Here is an 18,880-nt window from a genome sequence, read left to right as displayed (position 1 = left end):
AATAGTTTACGTATTACGCATGTCAGTTTAATGCCCCTGCTTTCGTTGCAACTCTCTTTGGGTCTAGCCTAAGCTCAAGTGGGCTTCGAGGGTTCGCCGAGTTTGAAGCCTATTGAGAATTCATTTGTAGAGCAATATCAAACCACGTCAGAGCTGATTTACCGACAGGCGGATGGAAGGGTGTGGGTCACTCCTGCTGGTAGTGTCGTTGACGGTAGAGGATTCCCGCGGCTATTCATTGACCTATTTGGTTCGGGGTTGAGCTCACACTTTGTGAAAACAGCGATCTCTTATGACTATGCGGTTAAAAGCAAACATCATCCGTGGATAGCTGCCCAAAATATGGTCTATGAAGCTATGCAAACGGAGGGTGCGACCCAAGCGGAGGCAAACTTAACATTCATGTTGCTGCGAGCAACGGGTACCCGGTGGGCTATTAAGGGGCCAAGCGATTCCCGGTGTTTTTCTCGCTGCCATGGGCCAAAAATGAGCGATTAAGTCTTGATGATATTGATGCTAAGGTTATAGAGGTAATACTTGAGGAGGGTCCTCATATCTCTAGGAATAGGATAACTGATTGATTTATATTACTTATATAGCCTATTTTTCTTTATCTTAAAGTTTTAAATAAGTCTTATATCTTATATAAGACTTATTTAGGTCTGTGATATCCGAAATTCCTTCTGACGTTCAGTTTAGCCGCGTCCAACAAATGGCATTTTTGTAGCCATGATGGTCATAAACTGCACATTTGTATCCAGTGGTAAATTAGCCATATATAGCGCCGCCGTCGCAACCTCGTTCACATTCATCATATGCTCGGCTTTTATCGTCCCATCGGCTTGTGGTACACCATTCGCTATTTTCGCTGCTAGTTCAGTCATAGCATTGCCGACATCTATTTGACTACACGCAATATCGTATTTGCGTCCATCCAGCGAAGCGGATTTTGTCAGGCCAGTCACAGCATGTTTAGTGGCTGTGTAGGGAATGGAATTTGGTCTAGGAGCGTGGGCCGATATCGAGCCATTATTAATAATGCGTCCGCCCATTGGTCTCTGATCTTTCATGACTCTAAAAGCTTCACGAATGCAATAAAACATCCCATTGAAGTTAGTATTAACAATTGTTGTCCACTGCTTGTCACTGAGATCCTCAAGTTTGACAGGAGGACTATTCATCCCGGCGTTATTAAACAAAACGTCAAGTCGTCCATGATTTTGTTTTACCGCATCAAACAATGCGCGCACCGCATCAGGATCGGCGACATCAGTGGAGATGGCAGTTGCGTTGCTTCCAGAGACCCCTGCTAGCGATATAGTCTCAAGTAAAGCTTCTTTTCGTCTACCTGCAAGTGTGACGAGATAATTATTAGAGAGAAATTCGATTGCGACCGCTCTACCAATCCCACTACCAGCCCCAGTAACAATGGCGATATTTCCGGTTGTAGACATTCATAACTCCTTGTACAAAACTACGATTTTTAGTTTACGATGGGCAACTCTAACACGTATATTTGAGGTTGTATTTGTTGGCGAAATATATTGAGCAGGCATCAATCTGAGTATCTGATATGGTGCTAAATAATGACCTTGGTTCAGGGCATCTTGCGTGCGAGGTTATTGCGCAGAAATTTGAAATTATGATGTAGTGAATCTTAGATAGTGGTGTGATTTTTCACGTATGACTGTAAGAGACCCTTTTCATTTAGCATGTCCTGCCCACTCTCTTTCGGAGGCGCGTCGTTTTTATGCGGCTATTTTGGGTTGTACGGAAGGCAGATCCAGTGACGAGTGGATCGACTTTAATTTTTATGGGCATCAAATCGTCGCGCATTTGGTGACGGGGTATAGCGCCATTAATGACGCAAATTCAGTCGATGGGGATGATGTGCCCGTTCGACATTTCGGGGTTGTACTTAGTATGGAAGACTGGTCTGAATTGTCCGACAGGTTGAAACAATTTGAAGTGGAATTTTTACTCGGGCCTCATGTGAGGTTTAAGGGTTTTCCCGGGGAGCAAGCTATTATGTTTGTAAGAGACTTCAGCGGGAACGCTCTTGAATTTAAAGCGTTTAAAGATCTATCTAAGTTGTTTGATCAATAAATATGCTTAAGCAGTTATTTTTTTAAAGCCGTGGGAGTTGAATGTATTAGAAATTTGGCGAATTCGCTGATTCTTCAGTAAACTTTTTTACCTTCGCTATGGAGTCAACTACAGTATGGGTTGAGCGCCGTCAGATTAAAGAGCAGGTAATGTTTTAAATCAGTGAAAAAATATCGCGTAATTATTCAGAAATTACTTTCCAAACGCGAACGCTCCATATCAAAAATGAAGCGACTATTTAATGGCTTGGGATAAATTGAAATTGAATGCAATTTGATTATTTAACGTTTTTCACAGTTTTTTACAAACTGTGCTTGTGCAGTTGCCGCATCTAATAGTAACGTGACATCATTTCCAGCCAAGATCATTTTGACTCCCTGATTAATGTACTTGGCAAGGAGGTTTTGTTCGTAAACTCCGCCAAGCCCTGCCCATTTCCCGTGGCGCTTACATGCGGCTACTAACTTCAGAATTGCGGTTGACACCTGCGGGTGATCAATTTCTCCAGGGATCCCCATTTCAAGACATAGGTCATTAGTCCCCATCAGTAGGACGTCAATACCTGGAACAGCGGCAATTGAGTCAACGTTTTTGATCGCTTCGGGCGTCTCTATCATGGCGACTAGTAGTGTGGCCTCGTTGAGTATTGTTGTTGTCTCCAGCGCTGATTGAGATATGAAGCCAAAATGTGGGTAGTTACCAGCGATTGAGCGCCGTCCTAACGGTTTAAAACGAAATGCTTCGGCCATTTTCGCCGCTTGTTCCGCGTTGTCTACATGGGGCATGACAATCCCTAGAGCTCCCGCGTCTAAGCAGCGCGTGCCTAAATTTAGGTCTCCTTGGGGTACTCGCACTATTGGTGCGATGCCGTTAGCCAAGCTGGTTATACAGATTGATGCTGCGCTTTCAATTGAGGTTGGCCCGTGTTCCATATCTATGAACAACCAGTCGTACCCTGCACTTTTCATAAGGCAAGCAATTTCTATTCCCCTAACGTTACGCGCACCAACGCCTATAGCCAGCTCGCTTTTGATTAATTTTTGTTTTGCAGCATTTATTAAAGAGGCCATTTTTACTCACTCCAATTAAAGTTTAACGTGGTCTTATGGGATCGATAACCGTGCAGCGACGAATAGTTCGCCCTTCTTTAGAGGCATCATAATTCTCGACTCGATGCATAAGGCAACGATTGTCCCAAACGAGAAAGTCCCCTTTTTTCCACTTATGCTTGTATGTCAAGTCATCATGAACTATTAACTGGTTTAGTTCATCAATCCATTCTCTTCCTGTTTCATAAGGCAAGCCAATGATGTGTTCCGCATGATCACCTAGAAATACGGATTTTTTGTGTGTCGCTGGATGTGTTCTGAAAATGGGATGATCAACTGTCGGTGTGGAATCGCGTTGTTCATTGGTTAACGGTTGATGGCCGTGCCGACGGTTTCTTGAGAAGTGGAGACTATGCGCAGCTCGCTTACCTTTTAATTTTTTTCTCCATTCGTTCGAAAGGCGGTCGTATGCGCCGTACATGTCGGCAAAATGGGTATCTCCGCCTGCAGATGCGGCTACTTCACAGTAGATAATAGTCGCCTGACCCGTATATTCTTGCCAAGATGCATCAGTGTGCCAAGCGTGCGTTCCTTGATCAGGGAAAATGCCGTTCGGTTTGCCATCCTCACCAATGTTGGACAATCTATAAAGCTCCGGATATGCAGATTCATGGTACTGGTTCATAACGTGGATCTGCAGCTCGCCAAAGTTTTGACCGAACTGAATATGTGCCGCTGAAGATAGATTTTGTTGTCCAAAATATAGCAAGTGATACTCAACAAAAAGGTCTTGAATTTCCTGAAGAACCTTTTCGTCTAGTATTTTGGATAGATCCAGCCCTATAATTTCCACGCCGAGGTTTTCAGTTAATTGACGGGTGTTTAGAGGCATTGACCTATCCTTAACTGTTTATATCTGGCGACATAACCACTTCTATTACACTTGTTTTATTGCTTCGGGTTGCGAGTGTAAGAGCATTGTTTAAATCGGCAGGATCATGTATGCGACTTGCTTGCACTCCCATAGATTCGGCGAGTTTCACGTAGTCTATTGTTGGATGCGTGAGGTCCATACCAATATATTTGTCCGTCCCCCTAAAAGACATTAGTCTCTGCTTGATTATTTTGTATCCTTGATTATTGGGTATTACGTAAGTAATGGGACGGTTTAGGTGAGCCGCAGTCCATAACGCTTGGATGCTGTACATAGAGCTGCCATCTCCGACTAACGCCACAACAGGTCGGTCAGGAAGTGCGAGTGAGACCCCGATTGCACCCGCCATCGCAAACCCAATGCCGCCAGAGGCAAGACCAAAAAACCCTTGATGATCCTTCAATGCTAAATAGTTGAGTAGATTTGCTGACGTGCTTAATGCCTCTTCAAGGACGATGCAGTTTTCTGGGATCGATTTGACTAACTCCATCACAAGTTTTAGTGAATTGATTGGTTTGACCTTATCGAAAGTGCTCGCCTGGGCGATTCTTTGAGGACGCTGTGCTGACCAATTTCGATTCTTAATTTCAGATATACGTTGTGCAGCCTTAGATTTTTGGCCACCATCCATTGTGTTTTTTAATAGGTTGGTAAGAGCTTTTGTGGTTTCTTTCACGTGAGCTCTAATCGCGAATTCAGCAGGGTAGTTCTTCCCCAGTTCCCAATCTCGCTCTCCAATTTGTACTATTTTAATGTGGTTTGGTAGCGGGTCAATTTTACTGAAAACAGACATTCTGAGGACATCGGATCCTAAAAAGATAACAAGGTCGTGTGCTTCCAGTTGCTGTCGGCATATGGATTGATTGCGTGATAATGCGCCTAGGAATGCGGAGTGCTCACTTTTGAACTGTGCAGAGTAAGGGACGGTTTGCTGGAAGACGGCGGCCCCGATCGTCAGAGCTAAATCTCCAGCTTCGTCTAGTGCGTTTGTTGATGCGACTTCGTGGCCGGCAACGATGGCTGGGTTTTCCGCACCCAAGATTGCTTTTGACAGCTCTTGGAGCGTTTCTAAGTTAGGCAGGACTTGTGTATTTATGCGAGTCGATTTGCCTATTTCAATATCGGCAGATGCATCCAATACATCTCCAGGCAAGCTTAAGAAGACCGGTCCCATGGGAGGTGTGAGCGCTATTTTTACCGCCCGATGGATGATGCGTGGTAAATCTTGAATTCTCGTGCACTCAATGGCCCATTTTACGAGCGGTTGAGCAATGGGAACCAGTGGGTCGTAGAGCATCGGTTCAGTGAGGCCATGTCCCTGTTCCTGTTGCCCTGCTGTGATGAGTACAGGAGATCCATAAAATTTTGCATTGTAAATTGAGCCCATCGCATTACCAAGACCAGGGGCGACGTGGACATTGGCTACGGCAAGTTTTCCTGATGCGCGAGCGAATCCATCAGCCATGGCGACAACAATACTTTCTTGTAAACCAAGGACATACTCAATATTACTTTGTTTCCCCAGCGCCTCCATAATGGCTAATTCGGTCGTGCCAGGGTTTCCAAAAAGATAATTGACCCCCTCTGATGAAAGGCAATCTAGAAAAGCGTCATACCCTTTAATCGTCATTACTTCTCTCGCATATTAACTTGTGATTACAAAAATTTTTATTTTAGATAAGCAGTAAACTCAAAGATATTAGCTTATCTCTGTGTATAAAGCACGTGGATGTGTCTACGCGAGAGCTAAAGATTTTTCGAAGGAAACGATTTCTTAATTAAGGGTGTGAGGTGGCAGTATAGGTTAGTTGCTTAGCACACAGAGCGTGTTTTGAGCCTACTCTTCAGACAAATAAGCTTTCATTTTTTCCAGCCATCCCTAAGTGTAACTGTCCGATTAAATACTAGGTTTTGTGTAGTACTCGAAAGGTCTACTGTAAAGTATCCATGTCGTTCAAATTGGAAACAGTCGCCGCTTTTGGCTTGGGCAGCCGAACTCTCGATTTGAACTTCAATGATTGTCTTGGATTTGGGATTTAAATCGTTGATGAAGTCCCCAGTCTGTCCAGGCCGCTCTACTGAAAACAAGCGGTCATACAGTATGACATCAGCTTTGATTGAAGTGTTAGCATCTACCCAGTGAATATTCCCTTTGACTTTGTAGTTGTCTGCGCCATCGGTTCCAGACTTTGAGTCGGGGAAGTATTCGCAAAAAACTGTTTTTACTAATCCTCGTTCATCTGTATCAAATCCTGTGCATTTCACAACATAGCCATAACGTAAACGAATAGTATTTCCAACGAATAATCGAAAATATCCTTTGGGTGGATCTTCTGAGAAGTCTTCTCGTTCTATCCACAGCTCCCTAGAGAGCGTAACGTCTCGCGACCCGAGCTCTTTGTGTTGCGGATGGTTGGGCGCGTGACATATTTCCGTATGATCCATATCGAAGTTTTCAATAATTAGCTTGATTGGATTAAGAACAGCAACTTTACGGAGAGATGATTCGTTGAGTGTTTCACGCATACAATCCTCAAGGATTGAATAATCAATCCAAGAATCAGCTTTGGATACTCCAATGCGGTCAGTGAATAGGTGTAAGCCTTGGGGAGGGTATCCGCGACGACTGACCCCAACCAAGGTTGGCATTCGGGGATCATCCCAGCTATCCACATGTTTATCTTTGACAAGTTGGATTAACTTTCTCTTTGAGAGAACAACATGAGAAAGATTTAGTCGAGCAAATTCTATTTGTTGGGGTAAGGGTCCTTGGAGGAATCCCAGTTGTAATAATTTCTGGTTGAGCCAATTGTAGAGTGGTCGATGATCTTCAAACTCAAGTGTGCAAATTGAATGTGAGATGTTTTCGAGAGCATCCGATATACCATGAGTGAAATCGTAGCTCGGATAAATCGGCCATGAATTACCCGTCCTGTGATGTGTGACGTGCTTGATTCTGTAGGCAACTGGGTCTCTGAGATTGATATTAGGGCTTGCCATGTCAATTTTCAATCTCAGCACATGCATTCCATCAGTATGTTTGCCAGCCCTCATTTCTTGAAACAGCATTAAATTTTCGTCTATTGATCTAGTTCGAAATGGACTATTTTTCCCAGCCTCGGTGAGCGTTCCGCGGTATTCGCGCATTTCATCTGCGTTCAGCGAATCAACGTAGGCTAACTCTGCGTTAATTAACATCACAGCAAATTCATAAAGATGGTCAAAATAATCTGATGAAAAATATTCGTGGCCGCTCCAATCAAATCCAAGCCACTTTATGGAGTCACGGATTGAATCTACATATTCACTTTCCTCGGTTGATGGGTTCGTATCATCAAATCTCAGATGACAGACGCCACCATATTCTTTCGCAAGACCGAAGTTTAGGCAGATTGATTTCGCATGTCCGATGTGTAGATAACCATTAGGTTCAGGGGGGAAGCGCGTTCGTATTTTCGCCGAATCCATGTTGGCGTTTTGTTGTTCAGATAGAGTTCCAGGTTTCCCACGCCAACGTCTTTTTTTGAAAGCCTCAGCTTTGAGATCGTTATCGATGATTGACTTAATGAAGTTACTGCCGGAAGGTGGTGTTTTATCTTTCACTATTTTCCAATAATGGGTTTGATTGTAAGGGTTGGATCAGTAACTTATTCCAGCGATCATGACATTAAAGCCGTAATAGTTTTCAGGTTGTGAATTCTACCTTAGTTGCTTAAAACTCGGTTATTGGTCTCCGCGTCTCTTGTCAGGATGCAATGCATCACTAGCATCAAGCTCGCCGTAGGCCTAAAAATCAAGATGTACCATTCGATAATTGGGATGCTATTGCTCTTTGAAGGTTTCTGAATGCTTCGGTGTCGAGTAATTGTTATGGGCACTCCCTCAAGGAATTGGGTCGTGTTGTTGTAGTTTAATGGTAAGTCAATCGTGCCATTTAGCGCTCTGGTGCAGTAACTTGTATATATCCCTTAGCTCGAGACTCGAATATCTGGCAATATGCTCAGACACTAAATCGCTAATAAACAGCATTTGGTTACCAGTTGGAGAAGTTGTAGAACAAGGGGTGATAATTTCGTTAGCTTTATGTTCTACGACAGGAAAGACGTTTCTAACTATTGATATTTAATGTTTGAAGCCCTATGAGTTTGTCTGCGGAAATTATGTCTATTCTCTCATTGACAGGCCACTTTTCTATAAAGTCTTTGGCCCAGCGACTCGGAATTAGCTCGGAGTCGCTTGAGGTTGAAATTGACCGAATCAACGAGGGCTCTATTTTTATTGAGCGATTTAACAATGATATGGTTGGATTCAATCAGGTGTCAGAGTTGTTATGTGTCGACAAGATTCGCGCGAGGCTTGGGGTTTTTCCTGATCGGTTTGTTCTTAACGTGGTTTCGGAGACGGGCTCCACTAATGATGACTTATTGAATGTGATTCGATCCGGCTCCGCGCAGGACAGATTGATTCAAATTGCGGAAACTCAAACCGCAGGGCGTGGCACGAAAGGTAGATCGTGGCTGTCAATTCCCGGAGGATCTCTAACATTTTCAATTTTACGTAGTATTTCCTCTGAGGATACTCAGAAGGGCATTTCGACCGTACCGTTGGTGGTCGGTTTGGCTATCGTTCGTTCCTTAAACACTATTGCCAATATTGACTGCCGACTAAAATGGCCAAATGATGTTTTGTGTCATGGTAAGAAATTAGCTGGTGTATTAACTGAGTCCGTCTTGGTGGGTGGGCAGTACCATATAGTAATCGGCATTGGTATTAATATTTGTATTCCAAAAATACTTATGAATGAGATTGATCAACCCGTTACAGATTTATATGATTTGGGTTTTCGTATTGATCGGAATGTACTTCTTGGGAATCTTATTTTGGAGCTGGATGGGATGCTAGAGCAGTATTTTACCGATGGTTTTGATTTTTTTCGTCAAGAGTGGTGCCAATTGCACGCATACCACAATCAAAGGATATCTTTTGTTCTACCAGATGGGCAGCAACTTGATGGTGATATTTTAGATGTTGATGCTGAGGGGGCTTTAATTTTGAAAGTTGCTGGGAAAGTGAGACGGTTTATTTCTGGTGTAATTCGATTTAACGTATAGCCCTCATCGGTTATAGTCCATAAAGATTAAGTTAAGAGGTTGTAGCGCTGACAATGATATTAGTTGTTGATATTGGTAACACGCAAGTAAAGTGGGCAACGACTGCAGGAGACGGATGGGTAGTTCAAGGCCAGTGCCCTCTCGCAGCAATAGATAAATTATCCTTATATTGGTCAGATCTTTCTGTACCTACGAAAATCGTGATTTCGAACGTAGCAGGATCTAGGGTGGCGTCGGTTGTAGAGTCTACCATTTCCGTCTGGAACGTCCAGCCCTATTGGGTGGAAGCGAATAAGGAGCAATGTGGCGTTAAGAATTCCTACTCGATCCCTCATCATTTGGGCCCCGACCGTTGGGCAGCAGTTATAGGTGCCAAATCATTAAATTTAGGTAATGTTGTTGCGGTATGCGCAGGTACAGCTACGACGATACATGGCTTAACCAGCGCGGGTGTTTTTCTAGGGGGGCTGATTATTCCTGGTTATGATTTGATTCATCGATCTCTTAGTTCAAGCACGGATAAACTAGCCGAAGCTGAGGGAGAGCTAAGCATATTCCCCGTTTCTACTCGAGATGCGATCACTTCCGGTGCTATTAAGGCAACCTGTAAAGCAGTAGAGTCTTTCTGTGATGATATGGAAGTTGCGGGATACGGCAATGTGCAAATTGTATTGTCTGGTGGGGCCGCTTTTAAGTTTAAAGATGGTTTTGTAAGGTCATTTATAAAGAGAGAAGATTTGATTTTTTTGGGTCTCGTAAAAATAGCGCTGAGTCTATAGGGGGACTAATGATGATTTTAAAGTGGTTTAAACGCGGGAAAATAACTCAACGTGGCTAGGAAGCTAGGCTATTTTTTGATTGTGCTGAATCTGCTGATGGCGGGTTATCTGTTTTATTTCAGAACTCTATCGGAAATTGATCCAATTCCAGAGCAAAGTGAAGTTTATCCGGAGCGCATAAAAATTATTAAGGGCATAGAACTCGATTCTAAGGAGGTTTTAAGTTCTGAAGAAAGTGATAGTGCGATTTAAAGCGCTTAAATAGCTAATTTAAAGAGAATATGAAGGGCCCGACTGTAGGAATACTTTGTTGTATTGGGATGTGTTCCCGTTACTTTGAGGAAAGCTCTAACGAAGCGGCTAGCAAAGTTTTTGTATAATTTTGGGTTGGTCGCTCAAAGATTGTCTCGACCGAACCTTCTTCCACTATCTTGCCTGCTTGCATGACCATGACTCGATGCGATATTGCTTTGACAACGTTTAAGTCATGACTGATGAATAAATAAGAGATGGCATACTTCTTCTGTAAGTCACGGAGTAATGCAATGATTTGAGCTTGTATTGATAGATCCAGCGCAGAAGTTGGTTCGTCTAGCACAATAAATTTTGGTTTGAGTGAGATCGCTCTGGCTATCGATATTCGTTGTCGTTGACCACCAGAAAATTCGTGCGGGTACCGATACCGCATTTCTGCAGATAATCCTACTTCTTCGAGCGCAGTTTTGATCATTCGATCAAGTATGTCTGGAGTTTGTGCAACCCTATGCAGTACCAGGCCTTCCGAAATAATTTGACCGATCGTCATTCTAGGGCTGAGACTTCCGAAGGGATCTTGGAACACTATTTGTACATTTTTACGATATGGCTTTAGCGCTCTTTGGGTAAGTTGGTCGATTTTTTGATTAGCAATATTAATGTTTCCAATGCTATCAATTAATCTCAAACAAGCCATTCCTAGAGAGCTTTTCCCCGACCCGCTTTCTCCGACGAGCCCTAGTGTCTCCCCTTTTTTTATCGAAAAGTTAATGTCATCTACTGCTTTGATGTAGCCAACAGGTTTACGGAAGAGCCCACGTTTGATTGGAAACCAAACGCGGAGGTTGTCGACGTGGACTACTTCATCCGCAGAGTGAGAGATAGGTTCAGGATGACCAGATGGCTTTGAGTTGATTAGCATTCTGGTGTAATCATGTTGCGGGTTCGAAAATGTAGCATCAACTGTTCCAGCTTCTACGATTTCTCCCTGTTTCATGACATATACGCGACTTGCCATTTTTGAGACTACCCTTAAGTCATGGGTAATTAGAAGTATCGCCATGCCGAGTTTTTTTTGTAATGATTGTAGTAGTTCGAGAAGTTGCGCTTGTACCGTGACATCCACGGCGGTAGTGGGTTCATCCGCAATTAAAAGATCTGGTTTATTTGCTAGCGCCATTGCAATCATTACACGTTGTCTTTGCCCGCCTGACAATTGATGCGGGTAGGACTCTAGCCTTTCGCTCGGGTTGGGTATTTTGACTAACTCAAGTAGCTCAATTACTCTCGCTCTGGCTTGGCGTTTGTTTAGCCTTTCATGAAGGAGAAAGACTTCGCCAATTTGCTTCTCAACGGTGTGCAAGGGATTTAGAGATGTCATTGGCTCTTGAAATATCATTGATATTCTGTTGCCTCTAATGGATCTGAGCGTTTTCTCGGATGCTTGAACGAGTTCAAGGTTATCAAATCGAATTGAACTACTTTGCGAATGTTGTGCGGTTGGATAGGGAAGCAGTTGCAGTGCCGACAGTGCGGTGACTGACTTCCCAGATCCACTCTCTCCAATAAGGGCGACCGTCTCTCCGCGATAGACATCCATTGAAACATTCTTTACTGCGATAGTGTGCGTATCTCCTTGATTAAAGGAAACGTCGAGATTGCTAATGCTGAGTAGAGGTGATGTCATGAGTAGGGGGATTTATTTTCCCATGGCTACCTACTGGTAAATAGTTTTCTCGGATCAAATGCATCTCGCACTGCTTCACCGATGAATATCAGAAGACTAAGCATGATGGCGATCGCAAAGAATCCGGTTAAGGCGAGCCATGGCGCCTGGAAGTTTGCTTTACCCTGAGCTAAGAGCTCACCTAGAGAGGCTGAGCCCGCGGGTAATCCGATACCAAGAAAATCTAATGAGGTTAAGACCGTGACGGATCCAGCCAAAGTAAACGGCATGAACGCCATCGTTGCTACTAAGGCATTAGGGAGGACATGGCGGAGCATGATTTTAAAATCACCTAGGCCAAGCGCTCTGGCGGCTCTGACGTAATCAAAATTTCTAGCTCTTAAGAATTCCGCCCTAACTACGCCAACGAATCCCATCCAACTAAATAGAAGAAGCAGTCCGAGCAGCCACCAAAAATTAGGCTCAATGACACTGGACAAAATGATTAATAAGTATAGCGTGGGCATCCCAGACCAGATTTCAATAAAGCGTTGCCCGACCAGATCAATCCAACCCCCAAAATAGCCTTGAAGTGCCCCCGCAAAGACGCCAATAATGGCGCTGATAAGTGTTAATGTGAAACCGAAAATAACGGATATCCGGAAGCCGTAAATGACCCGAGCAAGTACGTCCCGAGCTTGGTCATCAGTCCCCAGAAGGTGTGTCGCATCGGGTGCTGAGGGCGCAGGCATGGGCAGATCCCAAGATACGGTCTGATGATTAAAGGGGATTAGGGGTTTAATAATCCACCCATCAGCTTCTATCTTTTTAATGATATGGGGGTCTGTGTAATCTGCCTCTGTTTCAAACGTCCCTCCAAATTCAGTTTCCTTATATTGTTTGAATAAAGGGAAAAAGATCTCTCCTTGATAGGACACTGCAATCGGCTTGTCGTTAGCAATGAATTCCGCAGGTAGCGTTAGTATAAGGAGCATTAGAAAGATCCAAAACGACACGTAGCCTCGGCTACTTTTCCGAAAGTTTTGAAGCCGTCTCAACGTTATAGGGTTGGTTATAGCCATGTCTTTCGTATTCTTGGGTCGCTAAGACTGACCCTCGAAATCTATCCGAGGGTCAATGACCATGTACATGATATCCCCAATCAAATTCATGACCAGACCGAGTAGGGAGAAAAAGAATAATGATCCAAACATTAATGGGTAGTCCCGACTAAATGCGGCTTCAAAGCCTAGTAACCCTAACCCGTCGAGGGAGAATATGATTTCGATAAGTAGTGATCCTGTAAATAGAATGCTGACTAATGCGGACGGAAATCCGGCGATAACGATCAACATAGCGTTTCTGAAAACATGACCATAGAGCACACGTTTTTCTGTTAACCCCTTCGCTCGTGCCGTCATGACGTATTGTTGATGAATTTGGTCTATAAATGAATTTTTAGTGAGCATTGTGAGTCCCGCAAAACCACCAATGACCATAGAAATAATGGGGAGTGCTAGATGCCAGATGTAATCTTTCATACAGCTGAAGTTGACTGCACATTCAAAGACCCCGGTACCTAAAAACTCCTCGGATTGAAGGCCTCTTAAAGGAAACCAGTCTAGATAGCTCCCGCCGGCAAAAATAACCATCATGAACACGGCGAATAAGAAACTTGGGATCGCTGTTCCGATAATAATCGCAAAGCTCGTGATCATGTCAAATTGGCTTCCGTCTGCTACTGCTTTTCGAATGCCAAGTGGAATCGAGATGAGGTAAACGATGAGTGTTGTCCAAAGCCCTAGGGAAATTGAGACAGGCAGCTTTTGCAGGACTAAATCGACGACATCTGTATCTCGGTAAAAGCTTTTACCAAAGTCAAATACGAGATAGTCGGACATCATTTTTAAGAATCGTTCATGAAGTGGTTTATCAAAGCCAAATCGAACCTCAAGCTCTTTGATGAATTCTGGATCTAATCCTTGGGCACCGCGATATGGGGTTGAGGAGCTATTTCCAACCTTACTCGAAGAGGCTGCATTGTTTAAGGTCTCTTGACTGCTTGTTTTGGTCACCTTCTCGGTGATCGCATTAGAGTGGCCAGATAGTTGAGCGATTGCTTGTTCCACGGGCCCACCAGGGGCCGCCTGTATGACTAAAAAATTAGTCAACATAATCCCCAGCAGTGTTGGGATTATGAGGAGTAATCTTCTAAAAATATAAGGGGTCATGATCTGTTTCGTTTGACGCGATTAACCGCCAGAACGCTGAGTATTACGAGTAAAGTAACGAAGCCGTAAGTGAGCCAACTAGAGTTTGTCCCATCATGTTGTCTGGTACTTTGTGCGGCCAGTTGATCGGCTTTTTGGCGATCGAACCACCATAGAGTAGTGGATGTCCCTATTTTTGGAGTGACTTCGGGTAACCCAAATTTATTCCAGAATAGAATTCGTTGCGAGGTTAAGTGCCAGTGAGGAATTACATAATGACCAAATAATAAAAGTCTATCGAGCGCCCTAGTATGTGCAATAAGATCTTCTCGAGATTTTGCTTGAACAAGCCCACTAATTAGTTTATCGACCACGGGATCTTTCACCCCTGCATAATTGCTCGCCGCTGGTGAATCTACAGAGTTTGAGGACCATTGGTCGAATTGTTCATTTCCTGGCGACTCTGATGATCCCCAACCCGCGACAATCATGTCGTAGTCAAAATTACGCACTCGGTTAATGTATTGAGTCTGGTCGACTCTTCTTACCTTAACATCAACGCCTAGCTTATTAAGGTTGCGAACGAATGGCAATACGATTCGTTCGAATCCTTCGCTGTATAGCAAGATTTCAAAAGTAAATGGATCATCAGTTTCGTTGTTGGTTAGAACCATATCCTTTACCTGCCATCTTGCATCGGAGAGCAGTTTTTGAGCAATTTGTAAGTTGTTTCGCGGCCAGCCTAAACCATCCGTTTCTGGAACGTTGTAGGGTTTTGAGAAGATTTCAGTAGGTATCAGGTTTTTATATTTTTGTAGTATTTGAAGTTCGCGCCCATTGGGCAAATCGCGTGAGGCGAGATCTGAATTTGAAAAGTAACTTTTGGTCCTCGTATATTGACTAAAGAATAGGTTTTTGTTGGTCCACTCAAAGTCAAATGCGTACGAAAGAGCCTGTCGAACTTTTACATCCTGAAAAATAGGACGCCTGGTGTTATAAACGAAAGCTTGCATTCCAGTCGGGTTATGGTGTCGCAAGTTGATCTTCTTTAGAAGGCCTTGTTCGACTGCCGGCGTGTCGTAGTCAAGAGCCCATGCTTTTGCTTGATTTTCTTCGCGGTAGTCAATTTCTCCTGATTTGAGCGCCTCCCGTATTACGGTTTCATCACGATAATAATCAATCCGTATTTCATCAAAGTTATTAGTACCAACATTGACAGGTATCTTTTCTCCCCAATATTCTTTTACGCGCTGGAGTGTGATGAACCGCCCTGGTTCGAAATTTGATATTCGATAAGGGCCGCTACCTAAAGGCGGCTCTAATGTCGTGAGCGTAAAGTCTTTATCTGCCCAATAGTGTTTGGGTAGGATCGGCATTTGTCCGACGATGAGAGGGAGCTCGCGATTGGTGTTGTCAGAAAACTCAAACCTTACCGTATCCGAAGACACCTTAATTGCTGAAGACACATCACCATAGTAGAAGCGATAGAAAGGGTGGCCTAATTCTTTTAGCGTATTGAGAGACCATATGACATCATCCACCGTTATTCGTTGCCCGTCGTGCCACTTGGCTTCTGATCGAATTTTAAATTGTGCCCAACTGCGATCTTCTGGAACCTCAATGTATTCCGCAATCAAACCATAGGAGCTAAATGGCTCGTCTGCACTTGTCGTCATCAAGGTTTCCATGGAGGCTCCAGCGCCTGCGTTTCCCTTTGGAATATAGGGATTAAAGCTATCGAATGTCCCTACAGCGCCTAAGTTAAGTCGCCCACCTTTCGGGGCATTAGGGTTAACATATTCAAAATGAGGAAAATCAGCTGAATATTTAGGGCTTCCATGCATGGCGATGCCATGAGTTCGTGTGTTTTCTGCCTGCAGGGGGGGGCAGCACAGTAATATCAAAATCAGTATAGATCTAACCATTTCGATCTACCCTTTTCGGATGCGTTCGATGATTTTACTGGTTGAGTTTTGGTACTCGAACGGTATAGAAAACGTTTTTCCGCCCCAACTCGCGACCTCCGTGCTCCCAACAATCGATTTAATCGGCCAATCACCTCCTTTAACTAAAATCTCAGGTGTGATTATATTGATAAGGTTTAAGGGGGTATCCTCTTCAAAGCTCGTGACTAGATCAACACATTCTAAGGCGGCGATGACGCCCATTCGATCTTCAATGGAATTGATCGGCCTATCATCCCCCTTGCCCAGCCTCTTTGCGGATTGGTCGGAATTCAAGGCTACAATGAGTGACGCTCCAAGCGCTCTTGCTTGGGCAAGATACGTAACATGCCCGTGGTGGAGAATGTCGAACACACCATTAGTAAAAACGTAGGGGCGTGGAACTCTTGTTAATTTGGATTCTAGGTCGTTTAGGTTTGCTAGTTTTACACGCATGACATTATCATTGCACATGGTTCAATTTGTGCCCAGAAATTGGTTTTAGTTCCGAGAGAAGCTTTGTCTGAGACCCATGGTTAAGTAGCGATTTACTCAGATCGTTGACAAATAATCTGTGAGTAACAATCAGTGCAGTCTAACGATTAGTCAACGTACTCAAAGATTTTGACGACTTTGACAACACCTTTAATCGACGACGCAATCTGAGCTGCTGTATCACCTTCGTCTCGCGTTACAAGGCCCATGAGGTATACGGTTCCCGACTCAACCGTCGTACTGACTCGGACAATTCGTACATCAGCACTTCGTGTAAGTAAGGCGACCACTTGCGTTTTTATCGCACCATCCTTGGCAGACTCTTTAACTGAACTAAATTCACCAACCGTAGTTTGGTCTTTGAAATCTCGAACAGACAAGGTTTCCAGAACCATGAGCTGAAGGTCGTCTTTGATGGCTTCTGAGTCAACTTGACCTGTCAAAAGCACTACATGGTTATAAGCTGTTATGTGTACTTTTGCTTGCTTAGTGTATTTATCTCTGATTCTGGATGAGAGTTTACTGACGATAATTCGATCATCTACGATTGTTCCAGCAGTTCTAGGGTCTTCTGCCATCATTGCGGCGCCGATTCCGGCAGAAATTATGGCGGGTCCAAGGCAGCCATGAAGGGCGCCAGATAGAGAAACTACAAGAACCATTGCGATCGTTACTCTATACATTCTATTTGTCTCCTAGGATAATTGAGTCAATTCCATCACATAAACAGTGTAAACACAACAGGTGTACTTCCTGAATTCTCGCGGTCTGCTCACTTGGTACGCAAATGTTTATGTCATTTCGCGACAAGATTTTAGCTATTTTTCCGCCAGCGTTACCTGTTAAGGCAATTACTTTGATGTTTAAGTCATGGGCGACGTTTATCGCCGCAATGACGTTCTCAGAGTTGCCGCTGGTAGAAATTGCAAGGAGCACGTCACCAGGTTGGCCTAATCCCATAACCTGTTTCGAGAAAACCTGATTATAGTGGTAGTCATTGCCAATTGAGGTTATGGTCGATGTGTCCGTTGTTAGAGCGATCGCTGCAAGTGGTTTGCGTTCCCGTTCAAATCGATTTAACAGCTCGGCAGAAAAATGCTGCGCATCTGCCGCCGAACCGCCATTTCCGCAGGCCATAATTTTATTTTTAGATTGTAGGGCGGAGGATATTAACTCGATTGCTGCCGCGAGCGATTCAACCAGAACAGACTTCGATTTCTCTTTGGTCTGGATGCTGCTTGTGAAGTGTGATGTGATTCTTGCGTGGAGGTTCATTTAGTTTTATTTATCCTTCGTTCTTAAGTTGTGACTCATAGGCTTTCTAGATTTTAACTGACAAAGCATTTTTTATTGCGATAATGCGGTTTTGTGCATATGGGTATCTTCAACAATATTTAAACTATGTTTTGTTTCTATTGCGTTATGGACAATCAATGATTAACGACCAATCTGATAAAGAGGCTCGACCTTCCACGCTGTACGTTGTGGGTATGCCTATTGGAAATATGGGTGATATCACGTCTCGAGCAGTCAGAATTTTAAGCTCTGTAGATATTGTTGCTGCTGAGGATACTCGTAATACCAAAAGATTGCTGTCCAAGTTAAATCTGCAGCGTCGTTTGATTTCCTACCGTGAGCATAACGAAGTTACCTCTTCGGATGGGATTATCAAGTTGTTGTTTGCCGGTAATTCTGTTGCCCTTGTGACTGATGCGGGAACCCCGGGGATCTGCGATCCGGGAGCAATCGTGGTGGCTAAGGCGCGTGATGCGGGATATCGTGTGGAACCTATTCCGGGGGTAAGTGCACTCACAGCTGCATTGTCCGTCAGTGGCTTAACTCAGGAGGGGTTCTTATTTAAAGGTTTTTTGCCCGCAAAGTCTGCAGAGAGAAAGCAATTTTTAAAGAGTCTTATAAGCTATGATGTGCCGGTTGTCTTATTTGAGACTCCGCATCGCATCAAGGCATGCTTGAGTGATATGGTGTCGGTTTTTGGTGAAGATCTGCGGGTTTTTATTGGTCGTGAGTTGACTAAGGCTAATGAGGAAACGGTGTCGCTTTCTCTGCGTGATGCCGTGATTTGGGTGTCATCTGGGATCTATCAGTCAAAGGGGGAGTTCGTCATTACTTTATTCCTGCCTTTAGGCATTAGCGGGCAGGACAATGTTTCACCAGAGGTTGAAGATCTATTGGCAGACCTGCTGAAATCATTACCTCTCAAACAGACTGTCGATATTGTTGCAAAATATACTCAGACTCCTCGAAAGAGGATTTATCAAATGGCCTTAGATATTAAAAATGGATCAAGCAAATAGGGAGAGTTAGAATTTAG

Annotated in this window: 18 protein-coding genes; 6 read left to right on the top strand and 12 right to left on the bottom strand. The window is 43.8% G+C overall.

What is annotated here, in order from left to right; genetic code table 11:
- The first annotated feature begins 102 nt into the window (after positions 1-102).
- Entirely contained in the window at positions 103-498 is a 396-nt protein-coding gene (locus O3A65_01435) for a DUF1353 domain-containing protein (protein MDA1331123.1), read from the top strand.
- Positions 499-695: 197 nt separating this feature from the next.
- Here O3A65_01435 and O3A65_01430 read toward each other — a convergent pair whose 3' ends face one another.
- The gene (locus tag O3A65_01430) at positions 696-1,454 is read right to left on the bottom strand and encodes an SDR family NAD(P)-dependent oxidoreductase (GenBank protein ID MDA1331122.1); all 759 of its coding nucleotides are present in this window, start codon (positions 1,452-1,454) and stop codon (positions 696-698) included.
- Between the two features lie 229 nt (positions 1,455-1,683).
- On the opposite strand from O3A65_01430, the gene O3A65_01425 reads away from it, so the two are divergent.
- The gene (locus tag O3A65_01425; protein MDA1331121.1) at positions 1,684-2,106 is read left to right on the top strand and encodes a VOC family protein; all 423 of its coding nucleotides are present in this window, start codon (positions 1,684-1,686) and stop codon (positions 2,104-2,106) included.
- Between the two features lie 281 nt (positions 2,107-2,387).
- Here O3A65_01425 and O3A65_01420 read toward each other — a convergent pair whose 3' ends face one another.
- The 4 genes from O3A65_01420 to O3A65_01405 form a co-directional block, all read right to left on the bottom strand.
- Positions 2,388-3,176, bottom strand: coding sequence for an aldolase/citrate lyase family protein (locus tag O3A65_01420; GenBank protein ID MDA1331120.1), 789 nt, complete (start codon positions 3,174-3,176; stop codon positions 2,388-2,390).
- 22 nt (positions 3,177-3,198) lie between these two features.
- The gene (locus tag O3A65_01415) at positions 3,199-4,047 is read right to left on the bottom strand and encodes a TauD/TfdA family dioxygenase (GenBank protein ID MDA1331119.1); all 849 of its coding nucleotides are present in this window, start codon (positions 4,045-4,047) and stop codon (positions 3,199-3,201) included.
- A 10-nt stretch (positions 4,048-4,057) separates the two neighbouring features.
- Positions 4,058-5,719, bottom strand: coding sequence for a thiamine pyrophosphate-binding protein (locus O3A65_01410; protein ID MDA1331118.1), 1,662 nt, complete (start codon positions 5,717-5,719; stop codon positions 4,058-4,060).
- Between the two features lie 230 nt (positions 5,720-5,949).
- Entirely contained in the window at positions 5,950-7,695 is a 1,746-nt protein-coding gene (locus tag O3A65_01405) for a glutamine--tRNA ligase/YqeY domain fusion protein (protein MDA1331117.1), read from the bottom strand.
- 533 nt (positions 7,696-8,228) lie between these two features.
- Between O3A65_01405 and O3A65_01400 the strand changes: the two genes are divergently transcribed.
- The 3 genes from O3A65_01400 to O3A65_01390 are packed head-to-tail and all read left to right on the top strand — an operon-like array spanning position 8,229 to position 10,231.
- Positions 8,229-9,200: a biotin--[acetyl-CoA-carboxylase] ligase gene (locus O3A65_01400; GenBank protein ID MDA1331116.1), complete on the top strand. Its 972-nt coding sequence runs from the start codon at positions 8,229-8,231 to the stop codon at positions 9,198-9,200.
- A gap of 53 nt (positions 9,201-9,253) precedes the next feature.
- Positions 9,254-9,979, top strand: coding sequence for a type III pantothenate kinase (locus tag O3A65_01395; GenBank protein ID MDA1331115.1), 726 nt, complete (start codon positions 9,254-9,256; stop codon positions 9,977-9,979).
- Positions 9,980-10,030: 51 nt separating this feature from the next.
- Complete coding sequence (locus O3A65_01390; protein ID MDA1331114.1) at positions 10,031-10,231, top strand: hypothetical protein; 201 nt, start codon at positions 10,031-10,033, stop codon at positions 10,229-10,231.
- Positions 10,232-10,310: 79 nt separating this feature from the next.
- Here the strand turns inward: O3A65_01390 and O3A65_01385 are convergent, their stop codons facing one another.
- The 7 genes from O3A65_01385 to O3A65_01355 form a co-directional block, all read right to left on the bottom strand.
- Entirely contained in the window at positions 10,311-11,921 is a 1,611-nt protein-coding gene (locus O3A65_01385; protein MDA1331113.1) for an ABC transporter ATP-binding protein, read from the bottom strand.
- 26 nt (positions 11,922-11,947) lie between these two features.
- A complete protein-coding gene (locus tag O3A65_01380) occupies positions 11,948-12,982 on the bottom strand; it encodes an ABC transporter permease (protein MDA1331112.1) in 1,035 nt (344 codons plus the stop codon).
- Positions 12,983-13,003: 21 nt separating this feature from the next.
- The gene (gene yejB, locus O3A65_01375) at positions 13,004-14,131 is read right to left on the bottom strand and encodes a microcin C ABC transporter permease YejB (protein MDA1331111.1); all 1,128 of its coding nucleotides are present in this window, start codon (positions 14,129-14,131) and stop codon (positions 13,004-13,006) included.
- Complete coding sequence (locus O3A65_01370; protein MDA1331110.1) at positions 14,128-16,035, bottom strand: extracellular solute-binding protein; 1,908 nt, start codon at positions 16,033-16,035, stop codon at positions 14,128-14,130. The genes yejB and O3A65_01370 overlap by 4 nt, the downstream gene beginning before the upstream one ends.
- A gap of 6 nt (positions 16,036-16,041) precedes the next feature.
- Positions 16,042-16,509, bottom strand: coding sequence for a D-glycero-beta-D-manno-heptose 1-phosphate adenylyltransferase (gene rfaE2, locus O3A65_01365; GenBank protein ID MDA1331109.1), 468 nt, complete (start codon positions 16,507-16,509; stop codon positions 16,042-16,044).
- A gap of 146 nt (positions 16,510-16,655) precedes the next feature.
- On the bottom strand, positions 16,656-17,231 hold the full coding sequence (locus O3A65_01360) for a BON domain-containing protein (GenBank protein ID MDA1331108.1): 576 nt from the start codon (positions 17,229-17,231) through the stop codon (positions 16,656-16,658).
- 1 nt (position 17,232) lies between these two features.
- Positions 17,233-17,823, bottom strand: a complete 591-nt coding sequence (locus O3A65_01355; GenBank protein MDA1331107.1) for a phosphoheptose isomerase — start codon at positions 17,821-17,823, stop codon at positions 17,233-17,235.
- Positions 17,824-17,981: 158 nt separating this feature from the next.
- Between O3A65_01355 and rsmI the strand changes: the two genes are divergently transcribed.
- On the top strand, positions 17,982-18,863 hold the full coding sequence (rsmI, locus tag O3A65_01350; protein MDA1331106.1) for a 16S rRNA (cytidine(1402)-2'-O)-methyltransferase: 882 nt from the start codon (positions 17,982-17,984) through the stop codon (positions 18,861-18,863).
- Positions 18,864-18,880 lie beyond the last annotated feature (17 nt).

Source organism: Pseudomonadota bacterium (genome assembly GCA_027624715.1).
In the GTDB taxonomy this organism is placed as follows: Bacteria; Pseudomonadota; Gammaproteobacteria; order Burkholderiales; family Eutrophovitaceae; genus Eutrophovita.
This window is presented reverse-complemented; position numbering and strand designations above follow the sequence as displayed.

Excerpts from the sequence above, each read along its gene's own strand:
- O3A65_01430 (MDA1331122.1), bottom strand. The coding sequence starts at position 1,454 with ATGTCTACAACCGGAAATATCGCCATTGTTACTGGGGCTGGTAGTGGG.
- O3A65_01425 (MDA1331121.1), top strand. The coding sequence starts at position 1,684 with ATGACTGTAAGAGACCCTTTTCATTTAGCATGTCCTGCCCACTCTCTT.
- O3A65_01420 (MDA1331120.1), bottom strand. The coding sequence starts at position 3,176 with ATGGCCTCTTTAATAAATGCTGCAAAACAAAAATTAATCAAAAGCGAG.
- O3A65_01415 (MDA1331119.1), bottom strand. The coding sequence starts at position 4,047 with ATGCCTCTAAACACCCGTCAATTAACTGAAAACCTCGGCGTGGAAATT.
- O3A65_01410 (MDA1331118.1), bottom strand. The coding sequence starts at position 5,719 with ATGACGATTAAAGGGTATGACGCTTTTCTAGATTGCCTTTCATCAGAG.
- O3A65_01400 (MDA1331116.1), top strand. The coding sequence starts at position 8,229 with ATGAGTTTGTCTGCGGAAATTATGTCTATTCTCTCATTGACAGGCCAC.
- O3A65_01395 (MDA1331115.1), top strand. The coding sequence starts at position 9,254 with ATGATATTAGTTGTTGATATTGGTAACACGCAAGTAAAGTGGGCAACG.
- O3A65_01385 (MDA1331113.1), bottom strand. The coding sequence starts at position 11,921 with ATGACATCACCTCTACTCAGCATTAGCAATCTCGACGTTTCCTTTAAT.
- O3A65_01380 (MDA1331112.1), bottom strand. The coding sequence starts at position 12,982 with ATGGCTATAACCAACCCTATAACGTTGAGACGGCTTCAAAACTTTCGG.
- yejB (MDA1331111.1), bottom strand. The coding sequence starts at position 14,131 with ATGACCCCTTATATTTTTAGAAGATTACTCCTCATAATCCCAACACTG.
- O3A65_01370 (MDA1331110.1), bottom strand. The coding sequence starts at position 16,035 with ATGGTTAGATCTATACTGATTTTGATATTACTGTGCTGCCCCCCCCTG.
- rfaE2 (MDA1331109.1), bottom strand. The coding sequence starts at position 16,509 with ATGCGTGTAAAACTAGCAAACCTAAACGACCTAGAATCCAAATTAACA.
- O3A65_01360 (MDA1331108.1), bottom strand. The coding sequence starts at position 17,231 with ATGTATAGAGTAACGATCGCAATGGTTCTTGTAGTTTCTCTATCTGGC.
- O3A65_01355 (MDA1331107.1), bottom strand. The coding sequence starts at position 17,823 with ATGAACCTCCACGCAAGAATCACATCACACTTCACAAGCAGCATCCAG.
- rsmI (MDA1331106.1), top strand. The coding sequence starts at position 17,982 with ATGATTAACGACCAATCTGATAAAGAGGCTCGACCTTCCACGCTGTAC.